At 53.3% G+C, this 14,987-nt stretch carries 13 protein-coding genes; 5 read left to right on the top strand and 8 right to left on the bottom strand.

What is annotated here, in order from left to right; translation table 11 throughout:
• Nucleotides 1-28: 28 nt before the first annotated feature.
• The 5 genes from A9753_RS03310 to A9753_RS03290 form a co-directional block, all read right to left on the bottom strand.
• On the bottom strand, nucleotides 29-796 hold the full coding sequence (locus A9753_RS03310) for a C40 family peptidase (protein ID WP_067780093.1): 768 nt from the start codon (nucleotides 794-796) through the stop codon (nucleotides 29-31).
• A gap of 243 nt (nucleotides 797-1,039) precedes the next feature.
• Nucleotides 1,040-1,735: a metal-dependent transcriptional regulator gene (locus tag A9753_RS03305; protein WP_067780089.1), complete on the bottom strand. Its 696-nt coding sequence runs from the start codon at nucleotides 1,733-1,735 to the stop codon at nucleotides 1,040-1,042.
• A 358-nt stretch (nucleotides 1,736-2,093) separates the two neighbouring features.
• The gene (locus A9753_RS03300) at nucleotides 2,094-3,410 is read right to left on the bottom strand and encodes an MFS transporter (RefSeq protein ID WP_067780086.1); all 1,317 of its coding nucleotides are present in this window, start codon (nucleotides 3,408-3,410) and stop codon (nucleotides 2,094-2,096) included.
• 146 nt (nucleotides 3,411-3,556) lie between these two features.
• Entirely contained in the window at nucleotides 3,557-5,035 is a 1,479-nt protein-coding gene (locus tag A9753_RS03295) for an NCS2 family permease (RefSeq protein WP_089024706.1), read from the bottom strand.
• 108 nt (nucleotides 5,036-5,143) lie between these two features.
• Nucleotides 5,144-5,947 carry a DUF3027 domain-containing protein gene (locus tag A9753_RS03290; RefSeq protein WP_067780082.1) on the bottom strand — a complete coding sequence of 268 codons (804 nt, stop codon included), beginning with the start codon at nucleotides 5,945-5,947 and terminating at the stop codon, nucleotides 5,144-5,146.
• Nucleotides 5,948-6,054: 107 nt separating this feature from the next.
• Here A9753_RS03290 and A9753_RS03285 point away from each other — a divergent pair, with 107 nt between their 5' ends.
• The 5 genes from A9753_RS03285 (at nucleotide 6,055) to A9753_RS03265 (ending at nucleotide 10,707) form a co-directional block, all read left to right on the top strand.
• Nucleotides 6,055-6,894, top strand: coding sequence for a PspA/IM30 family protein (locus A9753_RS03285; RefSeq protein WP_067780079.1), 840 nt, complete (start codon nucleotides 6,055-6,057; stop codon nucleotides 6,892-6,894).
• Nucleotides 6,895-7,364: 470 nt separating this feature from the next.
• Nucleotides 7,365-7,934, top strand: coding sequence for an NYN domain-containing protein (locus A9753_RS03280; RefSeq protein ID WP_067780074.1), 570 nt, complete (start codon nucleotides 7,365-7,367; stop codon nucleotides 7,932-7,934).
• A 70-nt stretch (nucleotides 7,935-8,004) separates the two neighbouring features.
• Nucleotides 8,005-8,745: a response regulator transcription factor gene (locus A9753_RS03275; RefSeq protein ID WP_067780071.1), complete on the top strand. Its 741-nt coding sequence runs from the start codon at nucleotides 8,005-8,007 to the stop codon at nucleotides 8,743-8,745.
• 3 nt (nucleotides 8,746-8,748) lie between these two features.
• On the top strand, nucleotides 8,749-10,224 hold the full coding sequence (locus A9753_RS03270; protein ID WP_067780068.1) for a sensor histidine kinase: 1,476 nt from the start codon (nucleotides 8,749-8,751) through the stop codon (nucleotides 10,222-10,224).
• Between the two features lie 189 nt (nucleotides 10,225-10,413).
• Nucleotides 10,414-10,707: a WXG100 family type VII secretion target gene (locus A9753_RS03265; protein WP_067780065.1), complete on the top strand. Its 294-nt coding sequence runs from the start codon at nucleotides 10,414-10,416 to the stop codon at nucleotides 10,705-10,707.
• Between the two features lie 53 nt (nucleotides 10,708-10,760).
• Here A9753_RS03265 and A9753_RS03260 read toward each other — a convergent pair whose 3' ends face one another.
• The 3 genes from A9753_RS03260 to A9753_RS03250 form a co-directional block, all read right to left on the bottom strand.
• Nucleotides 10,761-12,215: a L,D-transpeptidase family protein gene (locus tag A9753_RS03260; RefSeq protein ID WP_083090228.1), complete on the bottom strand. Its 1,455-nt coding sequence runs from the start codon at nucleotides 12,213-12,215 to the stop codon at nucleotides 10,761-10,763.
• A 189-nt stretch (nucleotides 12,216-12,404) separates the two neighbouring features.
• Nucleotides 12,405-14,030, bottom strand: coding sequence for a chaperonin GroEL (groL, locus tag A9753_RS03255; protein ID WP_067780062.1), 1,626 nt, complete (start codon nucleotides 14,028-14,030; stop codon nucleotides 12,405-12,407).
• 225 nt (nucleotides 14,031-14,255) lie between these two features.
• Nucleotides 14,256-14,879, bottom strand: coding sequence for a LytR C-terminal domain-containing protein (locus tag A9753_RS03250; protein ID WP_067780059.1), 624 nt, complete (start codon nucleotides 14,877-14,879; stop codon nucleotides 14,256-14,258).
• Between the last annotated feature and the right edge of the window lie 108 nt (nucleotides 14,880-14,987).

The following is a 14,987-nucleotide window of genomic DNA, read 5'->3' as shown; positions in this document are numbered from 1 at the left end:
ATTACCACAAGTGGCAGTCAGTAAATTCTCAGAATCGCAGGAAAGTGGCTCCACCGTAAACAGAGTGGTACATAACGCCAGAGGACTCATCCACTGCGTCAACCATCATGCCATTGCCGGCATAAATGCCCACGTGACCAGGCCACCACACCACGTCGCCAGGCTGAGCCTCGGAGGCAGAGATGACGGTACCAGACCCGTAGATACCACCGGAAGAGTGAGGAAGAGCGATGCCCATCTGGCCGTAGACATAGGAGACGAGGCCAGAGCAATCGAATCCAACACCCGGGGAGGCTGCACCCCAGACATAGGGGTAGCCAACAAACTGGGATGCAATAGCCACGGCGGAAGAACCAGCGGGTGCAGGTGCTGCAACGGAAGCAGAGGCGACGGAAGAACCATCAGCCTGAACTCCCTGCCCAGCGGTCGTTTGTCCTTCAGATGACTGTGCCTCAGGTTCAGACTGGGCAACCTCACCAACGGGAGCCTGAGCCTCAACGGTGGGTACATCAGCGTCCCACTGGGTGTCAGTGGGGACACTCAGCACAGCATTAGTTGCTACAGCTTCGCGAGCGCCATCAGCGATCACCGCAAGACCAGTGTCTTTCAGTGAGCCAGCAGAATCGCCAACCTGAGTAGCAGTGCCGGCTGCGGTTGCACCGGAAGCGATAACGGTTAACGCCAATCCAGAGGACGCGGCAATGGCCATACCGCGCTTGCTGGTAGGAAGCGCGTTAGTCAGCGGGGTCACCGGTCGTGAAGCCTTACGGTGCCGAGCTGCGGTTTTGGTGGTCATGCATATCTCCTGGCAGTCATACGACAAGCCGCGGTTTCCCACGACTTTCGATACCTGCCCAACAGGGTTTTGGTTTATCCGCCTCCCCGGCAGGTACTGACTGAAGGAGACGTCGCGTAGCAGGGAGAACCCTGCGCTGCACGATGAAGATTACTAGATCATCTCGAAATTGTCACGATAAGGTCACGTCAATTGCCATGCGTTAGCACACACCCGAAAAAACAGGCCGCAACTCACCGGAGTTTATCGCGTGGTTTTGGACAAAGAAGCGTTCTCAACAAAGAGATGCTTTGCCAATTCGTCAGGAATAGTGACCATCTTGTCACCTTTAATCAGATCCACAGTATGGTGTATCCGTTCCATCGCGATTTCTTCACCAGGCATGATTCCTGCTTCGCAAAGTTCATCAAGATAACGCGCTGCAGCTTGAACAGGTTCACCAATGCGGGTGAGTTTACCTGCTGTAACACCACGATCTGGAGTCAACGAGGCAACTGAAATTTCATCAACTGTCACACTCGGGCGAGAACTACTTGCTACAGGAATAGGATTACCAAAAGGATCTTGACTTGCAGTAGCCAGCAAGTCTTCTAATCTCTCTTCCACAGCCGCCCCCATAACGTGTTCCCAGCGGCATGCTTCATCATGGACAAGGCGAATATCAAGCCCCACCACATCTAAAAGGAAACGCTCTGCCAAGCGATGCTTGCGAACAACCTCGGTGGCCAGTTCCCATCCCTCATCAGTAAGTTCAAGTTCTCGATCGTCCTTGACACGCAGAAGACCATCTCGCTCAATTCGAGAAACCGTCTGGGAGACAGTAGGCCCTGAGTGTCCCAGACGTTCAACAATGCGAGCACGAAGTGGGGGCACGCCATCTTCTTCAAGTTCATACACCGTCTTGAGGTACATCTCAGTGGTATCGATGAGTGAGCTCATAAGGGTGCGCCTCCCAACGTCATGGTTGCAAAAATGAGGATGTACTCGTTCTCAGAATAGCCACCACAATCATGAGTCCATCCACATATAGGCACATCGAGCACTTCACAAAAGGCTCTCCAAAACGCTACAAACTCTTTATCTACTCATTGATATTGGCGTGTTCTCAGCGTTTTGTTTCACCAAAGGATAAGTGACAGATCGCTCTACCTGGCAGAAAAACATCAAAGTGACATGGACAGATAATAGACAACGACTGAGATGAATTCGTGAAGAGCACTGTGCCGTATTGCCCGACAGGTGTCATGCTTCATTGAAAACACTAGCGACCTTTAGTCCCAGTTCCAGTAAAACTTGATTAAGAATCTGCGTTGCTGCCCTCAGCATGATCAATCTCTAGTTGAGTGAACTGCGCGCGCTCACGCGGACCATACGAAGTAATAAAAGGACGACTCGACGAGTATGCGAAGTGAACATTCCAGTGTCGACGAGCCCAAATTGCTGCCCATGCGGACACTCCAATTGCAGTCAAGGCCCCAAGCAAAAGCCCCCACCGCGGCCCCCATGTATCACAAACCCAACCGATACCCGGAGCTCCGATAGGAGTCACACCAAGCAAACACATCATGTACAAACTCATTACGCGCCCACGCATATCTGGGTCTGTACTCATCTGGACGGTTTGATTTGCTGAAGTCAGTAGCGTGAGAACAATGAACCCCACAGGAACAGTTGCGATAGCAAATGTCCAATAACTAGGCATCACTGCCATAAGTAGAGAAGCAACCCCCAGGCCAAAAGCAGCAATAATGACGGTCCGCACACGCGGCGTCTTCCTCCGAGCCGCAACAAGGGCACCAGTAAGTGAACCCACGGCAAAAACTGAGGAAATCATGCCGTAAGCACCAGCTTCCAAATGGAAGACACTACGCACCATGGCCACCATCGTCACCTGATAGTTAAGCGTGACCATAGAAACCAAAGAAATAATGATGATAATGACGCGGATATCACTGCGATGACGGACATAAGCTAAACCTTCACGGACCTGCCCCTTGGCCCGCTTAACGCGAGGGACGTCGTAGAAACGATCGGTACGCATGAGTGCCATAGCGGTGGCAGGGAAAGCAAAGGTTAGAGCATTAACTCCAAAAACCCATCCTGGACCGTAAGCAGCAATGACCACACCGGCGGCCGCCGGCCCCACGAGACGAGCAACGTTAAACGATGCAGCGTTCAACCCCACAGCATTGGGTAAGTTCGATGGAGGAACCATCCGAGCAACAAAGATTTGGCGTGCCGGAGAGTCGTACGCGGCCACAGCACCGCTCAATAACGCCGCCAAATACACGTGCCACAACTGAGCATGACCAGCAAGCACATCAACGGTCAAACAAGCGGCAATCAGGCCCATGGCCGTCTGAGTAGCGATCAACAACTTTCGTGTATCCACGCGGTCAGCAATCAAACCAGCATGAGGACCAAGGAGAAGCGAAGGGCCGAATTGGAGTGCCGTTGTCACACCTACAGCCGAAGCAGAATCATTCGTAAGAATACGCAGCACAAGCCAATCCTGGGCCACTCGCTGCATCCACGTTCCGGTATTGGCCACGATCGCAGCGAAGAACCAGATCCGGTAATTCAAATATTTCAACGAATCGAACGTGGTACTCACCGTCGCAGGTTATCGCGACTCGTTCTTATCTTCCACACGGATCCACTGTGCGGATACTCCCGTAAAACAAAAGTAGGTGACGCCGTGCCGGAAGTGCCAGCACGGCGTCACCGAAAAAGTGAATTCAGAAAATAACTGTTCTGAAATCAGCCAATGTGGAAAATCGCCTTAATAGGAGCGAGGGTGAAGTAAACAACAAACAACGCGCCAGTCAACCACATCAACGGATGGATGTTTTTGGCTTTTCCTCTGGCAATGCTCAGAACAATGTAGGTCACGAAACCTGCACCAATACCGTTCGTGATGGAGTAGGAGAAAGGCATCATAACTATGGTGAGGAAGGCGGGGATTGCAATTTCGGGTGCGCTCCACTCGATTTCAGTCACCTGAGTCATCATGAGGAAGCCGACCACTACAAGGGCAGGGGTTGCCGCTTCGTAAGGAACCATGCTGACTAAAGGAGCCAGGAACATAGAAGCCAAGAAGAGTAAGCCGGTGATGATGTTGGCAAAACCGGTACGTGCACCTTCACCCACACCTGCCGCAGATTCAATGTAGGAAGTGTTAGAAGAAACACCGCCTACACCGCCGGCGATTGCAGCCAGTGAGTCAACCACGAGAATTTCGCGGGTCTTAGGCGGATTGCCCTGTTCGTCAAGCAGTCCTGCTTCACCACCAATGGCAACCATCGTACCCATGGTGTCGAAGAAGTCAGCAAGCATGAGAGAGAAGACTAGAAGAAATACGCTCACAGCGCCGAGTTTGTCAACGCTACCCAGCAAGGAGAATTTGCCAAGGGTGCCCAGGTCGGGGGTGGCCAGCGGGGAACCATGCAGCGCAGGAACAGATAGTGACCATCCGGTGAGGTTAATGTCGCCAAAGTCAGGATTGGCGTTGAACGCACCAAGGTGAGCGACAGACTCGATGACCACAGCCAGAATAGTGGAAGCGACGATGCCGATGAGGATAGCGCCCTTCACCTTGCGGATCATGAGAATAAGGATGAGGAAAAGTCCAAAGAAGAACACCAGTACAGGCCAACCCTGGAGGCTACCGCCGAGCCCCAGTTCGAGGGGGGTACCGCCGGAACGGACAACTTTGGCATCCACCAGACCGATAAGGGCAATGAACAGACCGATACCAACAGAAATGGCTGTCTTGAGCTGGGTGGGAACAGCACGGAAGACAGCCTCGCGGAATCCAGTCAGAACCAAGATGAGGATAATGACACCTTCGATAACCACCAGGCCCATGGCATCAGCGTAGGTAACACCTTTGGTGCCGACAATGGAATAGGCAATCATGGCGTTAATGCCAAGGCCTGCAGCCTGTGCGATCGGGAAGTTAGCAACCACGCCCATGATGATCGTCATGATGCCGGCGATGAATGCCGTACCGGCGGCGATCTGAGCGGGCGTGCCCAAAGGAGTAATTCCTTCGTGGACAGTGGACAGGATCAGGGGGTTCAGCACCAGGATGTAACTCATGGTGAAGAAAGTGACGAATCCGCCACGGACTTCACGACCAAGGGTGGACCCGCGTTCAGTAATGTGGAAGAAACGGTCGAGCGCGCTGGGGCTCGTTGCCGATGCAGTGGGTGTGCTCACGTACCCAGATTGTGGCATGACGATGTAATAAAGGTGAAACCTTAAGCGCCTATTGGTGTCAGTTTACGTTATTACATCCTGACGATGACGCGAATACACCAAGTTGGTGCAGAAAAATGCGCGGAACTAGGACGATGAAGAAAGATCCATGTCAGCAGAATCGTCGACATGGGAGGGCGTTACCGGCCATGCCGGCCCCTGATCGGGGACATCGGTTTCAGAGTGAGCGCCACACCCATGATCCACAGAGACCACACGCCCGTCATCTTGAGCCCATTCATTAGCACAAACACCAAACAGGGTGCGCATCGATCCAGCCATCCGCATGAAGAATCCACAGGTAGAGCAGGTGGCATGAGCGCTACGGACACCGTCAGCACGAGGACCATGATCACCGTCATACCAACGCTGGGCCGCTTGAGCGACACCAGTGGCACTAAGAACGCGAGCACGCCCTAAGTCCAACTCATCTAACGCTACTTCGTCAGCCTGGTCTCCTGTTGCTTCCCAACCAGGTTCAAGACGCTCATCTTGTTCGCGAAACGGCAACCGATCAGAACGAGACACATCACCGGGTTGAAGGCGTTCTGACCAGGGCACCCATTCAGGTGCGAGAAGAGCTTCTTCACCTGGGAGAAGCTCCATCTCACTGATGGTTGCTTTCCGCGCACGAGGGGCGCGAGCAACAGTCGCAGCCCAACGCCAACCTCGGTAGCCAGGCATCAGACACTTAAAGTAGTGAGTGACAACGCGCTGTTGTGTACTGGCACTAGCCACATGTTCACCAACGGCATCATCGGCAGCAATTTCACGCAATGCTCGCGCAGCCATGTTAATGGTGTCCCGGCTCGAGAGCACAGCATCTTTAGCAGCGAGGCGTTGCTGCGCTGCATTAGGAAGGCTTCCAGCACGTTCACGAAGTTCAGTCACAACCCCTAGTCTATAAGGTAGGCATAAGGGGTGTGCCCCCGTAGACTCAGAGTATGGTGCGGTTTACTCCTCACCTCAATCTATTATCTGTGCGAAAGGCATGATTCATGGCTGAGAAGCAGTCCATCCTGGGGCGCATCTCTCAACTTACCCGCGCCAACATCAACGCTCTACTCGATCGAGCAGAGGATCCCGAAAAGATGTTGAATCAGTTAGTTCGGGATTACACCTCATCTATTGCTGAAGCCCGCGATGCCGTTGCTCAGACCATCGGTAACTTACGCCTGGCTGAGAAAGATCATGACGCTGACCTCGCTGAAGCTCGAGACTGGGGCGCTAAAGCTCAGGCCGCTGTTGCGAAATCCACACAGTTACGCAACGAAGGAGACTTAGCAGGTGCCGATAAATTTGAATCTCTAGCAAAGATTGCTCTGACTAAGCAGATCGCTGCCGAGCAAGCCGCTAAAGATGCTGAACCCATGATCGAGACTCAGCGTCAGGTTGTTGAGCAACTCAAATCTGGTTTGACTCAGATGGAAAGCCGCCTAACCGACCTGAAAACCAAGCGCGATCAACTCGTTGCTCGTCAACGTAGCGCTGAGGCCCAGGTGAAAGTCCAAGGGGCTATTCGCTCCATTAACCTCATGGACCCCACCAGTGAACTTGCTCGCTACGAGGACCAGGTTCGTCGTCTTGAAGCTCACGCTGAGGGACAGGCAGAACTTGCTGGCGCTTCATTGGAGTCCCAGTTCGCAGAGTTGGAAATGAGTTCCGCTGCATCTGAGGCTGATGCTCGTCTAGCCCAGTTGATGAGTGCCCACAATGGCGTCCAGTTAGAATCTTCCTCCGAATTACCTCAGATTGCTGGCGATTCCTCCGCTGAAGACGCGATCTTCGCAACTCTCTCTGACAAGCAAGAGGACCGGACTGAAGAATCCTCCTACTGACACATTCATTAGTGGTGATGAGCGGCTAAAGAACATCTCTGCCGGCAACTACGGTCAGCTAGACAACATATGGCTAACCCACCGTATCGGCTAAGCGCTCTCATCAAAACGAGTACTTTCTGCTCCGGTGGGGGTGTGCGCTATCACAGCGCACACCCCCACCGGCATTCACATAAAACACAGGACAACAGAGACCTGCTACAACAGCACAGTTTCTAACGCCAGTCACACTTGCTTCTCGCAGGAATCATGACCCTGACGAAGGCCGAGTAAGCCATCTCTACGAAAATCTTAGGCTGCCCCAACTTCACAATAAACAGTTAGGGCATCAAGAAAATACGCAACTTTCCGACATTACTCATCACCACAATATCCGACAGTTTTCAGAGTTTTCACAGCATATTTTCTATAAAGAGGAAGGTTATTCACGGAAGTGTCTTCCCTCTTCTTTTGCCGGTAGCATGAGCTCCATGAGTCGCCCCACTTATCTCCTTGTTGATGGAGAAAATATTGATGCAACGTTAGGAATGAGCGTCCTTGGTCGACGCCCTGAACCTGACGAACGTCCCCGGTGGGACAGGGTTCTGTCCTACTGCAATGGCATGACCGAAGAAAAGACTGGCTCTCATGCCCTTTTCTTCCTCAATGCCACGTCTGGCCACATGCCAATGGGGTTTGTTCAGGCACTTCTTGCAATGAACTACCGTCCCATTCCGCTGTCTGGTGGCTTAGAAGAAAAAGTTGTTGATATCGGTATTCAGCGCACCCTTGATGCGATTGCTGAACGCGGTCCTTGGGCTCAGATTCTTCTCGCTAGCCACGATGGCGACTACATTCCTCAGATTGAACGCCTGTTGAATGTGGGTTGCCAAGTAGGCGTACTATGCTTCCGCGAATTTCTCAACGGGCAGTTAGCCGCTCTCGAGACGCAGGGCCTGCAAATTTACGATCTTGAAGCCGATGTATCAGCATTCACGAGCCCGCTGCCGCGAGTTCGTATTATTCCTTTGGAAGAGTTCGACCCGACCTCCTTCATCTAAATATTTTGATCCACACAACACACAGTGCGCGTCCAGCAAACTTCCAGTTTGGGCGCGCATTGTTGTTCTTATGGAATCATCACGCACTTCTCAGGCTGAAGCCCATCTCCTCGTTGTTGACGATGAACCCAACATCCGAGATCTGCTCGCCTCATCCCTACGCTTCGCAGGCTTTGAGGTATCCGCTGCCGCGAACGGACGTGATGCCCTCCACGCAGTGGAAGAGGAGCGTCCAGACCTTGTGGTTCTAGATGTCATGCTTCCCGACATTGACGGTTTCACCGTGGCACGGCACATGCATGAAAACGGCATGTCCACCCCTATCTTGTTCCTCACCGCCCGTGATGACATGGCCGATAAAGTCCAAGGCCTTACCGTCGGTGGCGATGACTACGTGACCAAGCCTTTCGGTCTGGAAGAAGTTGTTGCTCGCATTCGCGCCATCCTGCGTCGTACCAACCCAGGTTCCCAGAAGAATGATGACGGCAAGATTCGCGTTGCTGATCTCATCCTGGATGAAGACGCTCACGAAGTTCACCGCGCAGGTCAGGACATTGAACTGAGCCCCACAGAATTCAAACTACTCCGCTACCTCATGCTTAATGCTGGTCGCGTACTGTCCAAAGCTCAGATTCTTGACCACGTATGGGAATATGACTGGAATGGCGATGCAGCAATCGTGGAATCATACATTTCCTATTTGCGCCGTAAAGTTGACCAGATTTCCGATACTGATGGAAATGAAGTCACTCCTCTCATTCAGACTCGTCGCGGAGTGGGATACATGATTCGCCAGCCAAAGGCCCAGTAAGCGATGTCTATCCTTTTCCCCAAACGCCAACTTCGCCTGAATTGGCACTGGCGACGTCTTCCCTTAACTGCGCGCCTTACGGTAATGACCACAATGGTGTTGACCGCAGGTCTGGCGATTTCATCAGCCGTGGTCACATCAATGTTGTACACACATTTACTCGGCCAGGTTGATACCCAGTTGACCACAACTGCCGAAGCCATTGGTAATCAGACTCTGCCACAGTTGAAGAGTGGCGAGTCCGAGACGATGCTCTCTACCTACTACGTACATGCCGATTATCTCGACGGTCACACTGACACGTTCCTCTCTGATCGCACTGCCGGCGAATATGGTTTCCCCCATGTGCGCGAAGTGGATCTGACAGATATTTCCCAGGGACCTCGAACGATTTCATCGAATCTTCCACACCATCAGTGGCGTGTAATCACCGGTCAAATCATGGATTCTCGAACCGGCAAGACTATCGGCACTGTTGTCATTGGTCTGCCACTGACGGACATCATGGAAACAGTGGAACGTACTCGTCTCGTCGTAGCAATGACTGGTCTGGCCGTGGTGATGAGTGGTGCGATTATTTCCAGTTATCTAGTACAACGGAACCTACAGCCTCTACGTAACATCGAATCTGTTGCTGGTCGTATCGCTAGCGGGGACCTATCAGCTCGTGTTGACGTGAGCGAGCCCGTGACCACAGAGGTTGGCGGTTTGCAGCGTTCCCTTAACTCCATGCTTGCGCAAATTGAGCAAGCCTTTGATCTTCGTGAAGTAGCTCAGCAGCGTATGCAACGCTTTGTTTCCGATGCCTCTCACGAGTTGCGCACTCCTCTGGCGACGATGCGTGGCTACGGCGAGTTATATCGCATGGGCGGCGTTCCCGAAGAACGCACTGGTGAAGTGATGGGGCGCATTGAAGCTGAAGCAACCCGTATGGGCCGTCTGGTGGAAGATCTTCTTCGCTTGGCTCGCATGGATGAGGGGCACACCATCACCATGCGTCCGGTGGATATGACGGCGCTTGCTGTCCAGGCTCTCATTGATTTAAGCGTTCTTGCTCCAGATCGTGACAGTGCGGTAGTTGCCCTTGATGGGGTAAGCGACGCTCCGAGCATTACGGTGATGGGCGATCAGGATCGCCTGAGCCAGGTGTTAACTAACCTCATCGGTAACATCTTGCGTTACACACCTGAAGATTCTCCCGTGGAGATTGCTTTGGGCAAGGATAAAGAGATGGCCATTATCGAGATTCGCGACCACGGACCGGGAGTGAGCCCAGCCGATATGGAGCGTGTCTTCGAGCGTTTCTACCGCTCGGATTCGTCACGCAACCGTGAAACCGGCGGTTCCGGCCTTGGTTTGGCTATCGTCGCGACAATTATTGAAATGCATCATGGTCATGTCTCGATGCAAAACACTCCCGGGGGTGGCGCTACCGTTCGTATCCTCCTACCGTTGGCGGAACATTCACCTACCGTGTGAGTTCCCAACTTGCTCATCTCCGGTAGGCATTAAAAACGCGACGTACCCAGATAACAAGCGCCAGCGCATCGGTTTCTTTCCCCACAACCATATATTGATGTCTCCCCACTAGGTCTGTTCACAGCAGCATACGGCTAGGAAAAGATTCCTTTCTAGGATGGGAAAACATTCTCATTCTTGGAGGTTCTCATGCCAGTTTTTTCTGTTGACACCGCCCTCATTACTGATGCAGCCAGCCGCACACGCACCCGCATTTCCACAATTCAGGCCGAGGCTGACGCGATGGCTGCGGATTTAACTGATCTACAAACGTCCTGGAGTGGTCAAGCATCAATAGCAATGGGAGATTGTGCTACTCAGTGGCATGCCGCCCAGATCAACGTTCAAGACGTACTCGATTCGATCAGCACTGCCTTAGATCAAGCCGCCATCAGTTACGACGACGCCGAATCCCAAAACTCTTCTCTGTTCCAGACTTCCTAACTTACTTCCCATCCCCACAAGACACACTGATATGTGCACCCTCAGGGGTAAGGTCAGGAGTGGGAGACGACGGTTGTTCCGGGAACTGCCCAGTCAAAAATCCAGTGAGCATCTTCGGGGGCAAGGTTAACGCATCCGTGTGAACCTCCTGCGCCAGCGTCATAGCCGAAGGTTCCACGCCAGTAGGCACCATGAAGGGCGTAGCCAGAGTAGAAGTAGGTTGCCCATGGAACATTAGCAGTTTCATAGGTTGTACCGTCAGCATTTTCGCCACGCATTGTGTCATCGGCAACCTGGCGGGTCACGTAATATACGCCTTGAACAGTAGGAGTGGCAGGAGCACCTGCCACCATACCGACAGGCCCCCATACCAGGCTACGACCTTGATACGCGGCGACGGTGTGGTTAGCAAGATCAATATCAATCCACTTTTCACCAGGTCCCGGCGAATAGGCAGTAATGGCATCTCCGGTAGGGACAGTACGGTCCTGCCAAGCTTGCGCCTCGTCATATTCGAGATCACCAGTGAAATCTTCACCTTTGGAAAATGCATCAACTGCTTGAGTTGCCACATCCTGGGCATTAATAACCGTCCAACCGATGGCACCGTAACGAGTAACTGCCACCTGTTCACCATTACCGTTAACGGTACGTAGACCCTGCTCGGTCTCAGTATTGGTAGCAGCAGCAGTGCTACTAACCCATTGACGAATAGCCTGATCATCAACGCTGAAAGTTGCGGGGTTATCCGGCGATCCCGCTTCGATATCCGCAGCACTGGGCATCACAATCCAGGATGCTTTGACTTGGCGATTTGCAGGAAAGTTGTCGATACCGTCCCACAGTTGGAAGGTAGCATCAAGCGTGGCGTTAGCTTGATCTGCCAATTCTTGTGCCTGTTCAGTGGTAACGCGTGGTTCTTTTTCACTCACGCTGACGGTGACTTGCGCAGGCTTAAGATTGCTTACCAACGCATCAGTAGCCGCCTTAAGTTTGGAAGGGTCCACTTCATAGCCTGCTTGTGCAGGAGTAACTACAAAAATATTTTCGTCGTTCAAAGTGACTTTGGCATTGAGCATAGGCTCAGCAACATCGGCGGTAAGTTGGTCGACATAGGCGGTAAAGACTGCATCATCGCGAGTGATAACGGGAATGATGCTTTCATCATTAATGAGTGCGGTGAAGCGGTCCGGCCAAGATTCACTGCGCTGGAGAATCTGTTCTGCTGTGGCTTCAGCGTTCAGAGTGATACCTAGATCAGCAAGTGTTGCGGTATACGTCGCCGGGTTTGGCCCATCAACGCTCACTTCCAACGTAGCTTTGTCAGCACGCTGGTGAAGATCGTTGATGAGGGCTTGACGGTCCATTCCAGAGACGTCTTGTCCAAGCACGCTTGTTCCAGGAAGAGCACGGTCATCGTAGTGAAGCCCATATGCTGCGGTTCCTGCACCAGCACACAGAACGATCACGCCTGCTCCCGCAATTACAGCGGCTTTCTTGCTTTTCATCCAGTCACGCACCTTTTAAGCCTACCGGCGACCTAGGTCCTATCGCTATGTCGCCAATGGTGACCTCTCCCCTATCGACAAGAAAGGGCGGTGGCCGCCACCCTTACGGATGGCGGCCACCGCCAAAGATTTCATGGGCATAAGTTCATCTGCATAGTGCAAGTTCACTCATGCGCACTGATCGTTGAATCAGTACATACCGCCCATTTCATCGGCGCCACCGGCAGCGGGAGCGGCGGGAGGCTCGGGCTTGTCAGCAACCACAGCTTCAGTGGTCAGGAACAGGCCAGCAATGGAGGCTGCGTTCTGCAGAGCGGAACGAGTGACCTTAACAGGGTCGGCGATGCCAGCCTCGAGGAGGTTGACATATTCACCGGTAGCGGCATTGAGGCCTTCACCCACGGGGAGGTTACGGACACGCTCAACAACAACGCCGCCTTCGAGGCCTGCGTTAACAGCAATCTGCTTAAGAGGGCCTTCAACAGCAACCTTGACGATGTTCACGCCGGTTGCTTCGTCACCTTCGAGGTTGACGGTTTCGAGGGCTTCCTTGGCAGCCTGGATGAGGGCCACGCCACCGCCGGCAACGATGCCTTCTTCAACGGCTGCCTTAGCGTTACGCACTGCGTCTTCGATGCGGTGCTTGCGTTCCTTGAGTTCAACCTCGGTAGCTGCGCCGGACTTGATGACAGCCACGCCACCGGCAAGCTTGGCAAGACGCTCAGAGAGCTTCTCACGGTCGTACTCGGAATCGGACTTCTCGATTTCAGCGCGGATCTGGCTGACACGAGCATCGATGGCTTCCTTGGCGCCTGCGCCCTCAACGATGGTGGTGTCATCCTTGGTGACAACAACCTTGCGTGCACGGCCAAGGTCTTCAAGGGTGGCGTTTTCAAGCTTGAGGCCAACGGTCTCCGAGATCACAGTGCCACCGGTGAGGATAGCCATATCCTGGAGCATTGCCTTGCGGCGGTCACCGAATCCGGGAGCCTTAACGGCCACGGACTGGAAGGTGCCACGCAGGCGGTTGACCACGAGGGTAGCCAGTGCTTCTGCTTCAACATCTTCGGCGATGATGGCCAGGGGCTTGCCGGTCTGCATGACCTTTTCGAGGACAGGCAGGAGATCCTTAACGTTGGTGATCTTGGATTCGACGAGCAGGACGTAGCTGTCTTCGAGGACTGCTTCCTGGCGATCTGCATCGGTGACGAAGTACGGGGAGATGAAGCCCTTGTCAAAGCGCATACCCTCGGTGACATCAAGTTCAAGGCCGAAGGTGTTGGACTCTTCGACGGTAATGACGCCCTCAGAACCAACGCGCTCCATAGCCTGAGCAATGAGGGTACCGATCTGGGGGTCAGCGGCGGAGATGGAGGCGGTAGCAGCGATCTGCTCGGTAGTCTCAATCTCGGTCGCATCGTTGAGGAGCTGGGCAACAACGGCTTCTACAGCCTTGTCGATGCCGCGACGCAGGGCAATGGGGTTAGCGCCTGCTGCAACGTTGCGAAGGCCTTCGCGCACGAGAGCCTGGGCAAGAACAGTTGCGGTGGTGGTGCCGTCGCCTGCGACATCATCAGTCTTCTTAGCAACTTCCTTGACCAACTCGGCGCCAATCTTCTCGAAGGGTTCTTCGAGTTCAATTTCCTTGGCGATGGTCACGCCGTCGTTAGTGATGGTGGGGGCGCCCCACTTCTTGTCAAGGACGACGTTGCGACCCTTAGGTCCGAGAGTCACCTTGACGGTATCAGCCAGAGCGTTGAGTCCACGCTCCATTCCACGGCGAGCTTCCTCGTTGAAAGCAATAATCTTAGGCATGTGTTCCTCCGCTATTTGGCGGTTGTGGCTAGGAGGTGCCCGCGACGGACGAGTTCGCTTCTCTACGTTCTGGTCACGTAGAGCGCCAACCCTCACCTCTAACCGATGTCTGTCACTCGGATAGGTTGAGTGCTAATAGCAATGTTGGCACTCTCAGGGCCAGAGTGCAAGATGCTCGGCCCTGGGCGAAGCGGTAAATTGAGTCACACCGACTCAATTTTCCATTTACTCACCGGTTTCTGCGCGCAATACCACCACGATGGGATTGGACTGCGCTTCATCAGCACTTTCGATAACTTGATCAATACCCAGTAATCGCGCCACTACTTCAGCAGTGGTCTTATCATTTTCGGATGCGTAAAAAACGGTCGAATCAGATGGGTAGTCCATCTCATAAACACCGGGAACCACATCAACTGAGGAAAATCCCTTGAGTTTGAGTTTGTCACCGCTGCGAGTTGCCAGGCCATTGGTGGTAGTGCCGTTGTGAATAGTAATGCCAGTAGAGAAATTCACCTGATTGCTGTCGATGTCATCATCAGCAGGAGAACTCGGCGTGGCCTGAACACTGGCTTCTTCGGTGGGAGCAGCAGTCTGCTCGCTCCCCTGATTCTCAACGGGTTGAGCACTCTCAGTACCCTTACCTAAGGCACTCGCCACCGGGTTATCGCTAGCACTGCCAAGCAAACTTACTGCCCCCCATGCCAAAGCAGGAGCAATGACGAGGATGAGTAAGAGTGGCAACCAAGAGCGCCACATGGGAACACGAGCACGGTGAACACCAACCGGAATGGGGCCGGTAGCGTCAGAGACGTCGAATTCATCCTCGGGGTAATCGTAAGTTTTCACCTCTCCAGGCTACCGGCGAACGGCCAATGAGTGGATACGGCGCGCTACAGTGATCTTATGGTGAGTGAAATACTGATGTGCCCTGTTCACGACTCAGACGTCCCTGAC

The organism is Actinomyces vulturis (assembly GCF_001687305.1).
GTDB lineage: Bacteria > Actinomycetota > Actinomycetes > Actinomycetales > Actinomycetaceae > Actinomyces > Actinomyces vulturis.
Note: the sequence above shows the minus strand (reverse complement) of the source record. Positions and strands in the feature narration are given on the sequence as shown.

Excerpts from the sequence above, each read along its gene's own strand:
- A9753_RS03275 (WP_067780071.1), top strand. The coding sequence starts at position 8,005 with ATGGAATCATCACGCACTTCTCAGGCTGAAGCCCATCTCCTCGTTGTT.
- groL (WP_067780062.1), bottom strand. The coding sequence starts at position 14,030 with ATGCCTAAGATTATTGCTTTCAACGAGGAAGCTCGCCGTGGAATGGAG.
- A9753_RS03270 (WP_067780068.1), top strand. The coding sequence starts at position 8,749 with ATGTCTATCCTTTTCCCCAAACGCCAACTTCGCCTGAATTGGCACTGG.
- A9753_RS03310 (WP_067780093.1), bottom strand. The coding sequence starts at position 796 with ATGACCACCAAAACCGCAGCTCGGCACCGTAAGGCTTCACGACCGGTG.
- A9753_RS03280 (WP_067780074.1), top strand. The coding sequence starts at position 7,365 with ATGAGTCGCCCCACTTATCTCCTTGTTGATGGAGAAAATATTGATGCA.
- A9753_RS03295 (WP_089024706.1), bottom strand. The coding sequence starts at position 5,035 with ATGCCACAATCTGGGTACGTGAGCACACCCACTGCATCGGCAACGAGC.
- A9753_RS03265 (WP_067780065.1), top strand. The coding sequence starts at position 10,414 with ATGCCAGTTTTTTCTGTTGACACCGCCCTCATTACTGATGCAGCCAGC.
- A9753_RS03305 (WP_067780089.1), bottom strand. The coding sequence starts at position 1,735 with ATGAGCTCACTCATCGATACCACTGAGATGTACCTCAAGACGGTGTAT.
- A9753_RS03260 (WP_083090228.1), bottom strand. The coding sequence starts at position 12,215 with ATGAAAAGCAAGAAAGCCGCTGTAATTGCGGGAGCAGGCGTGATCGTT.
- A9753_RS03285 (WP_067780079.1), top strand. The coding sequence starts at position 6,055 with ATGGCTGAGAAGCAGTCCATCCTGGGGCGCATCTCTCAACTTACCCGC.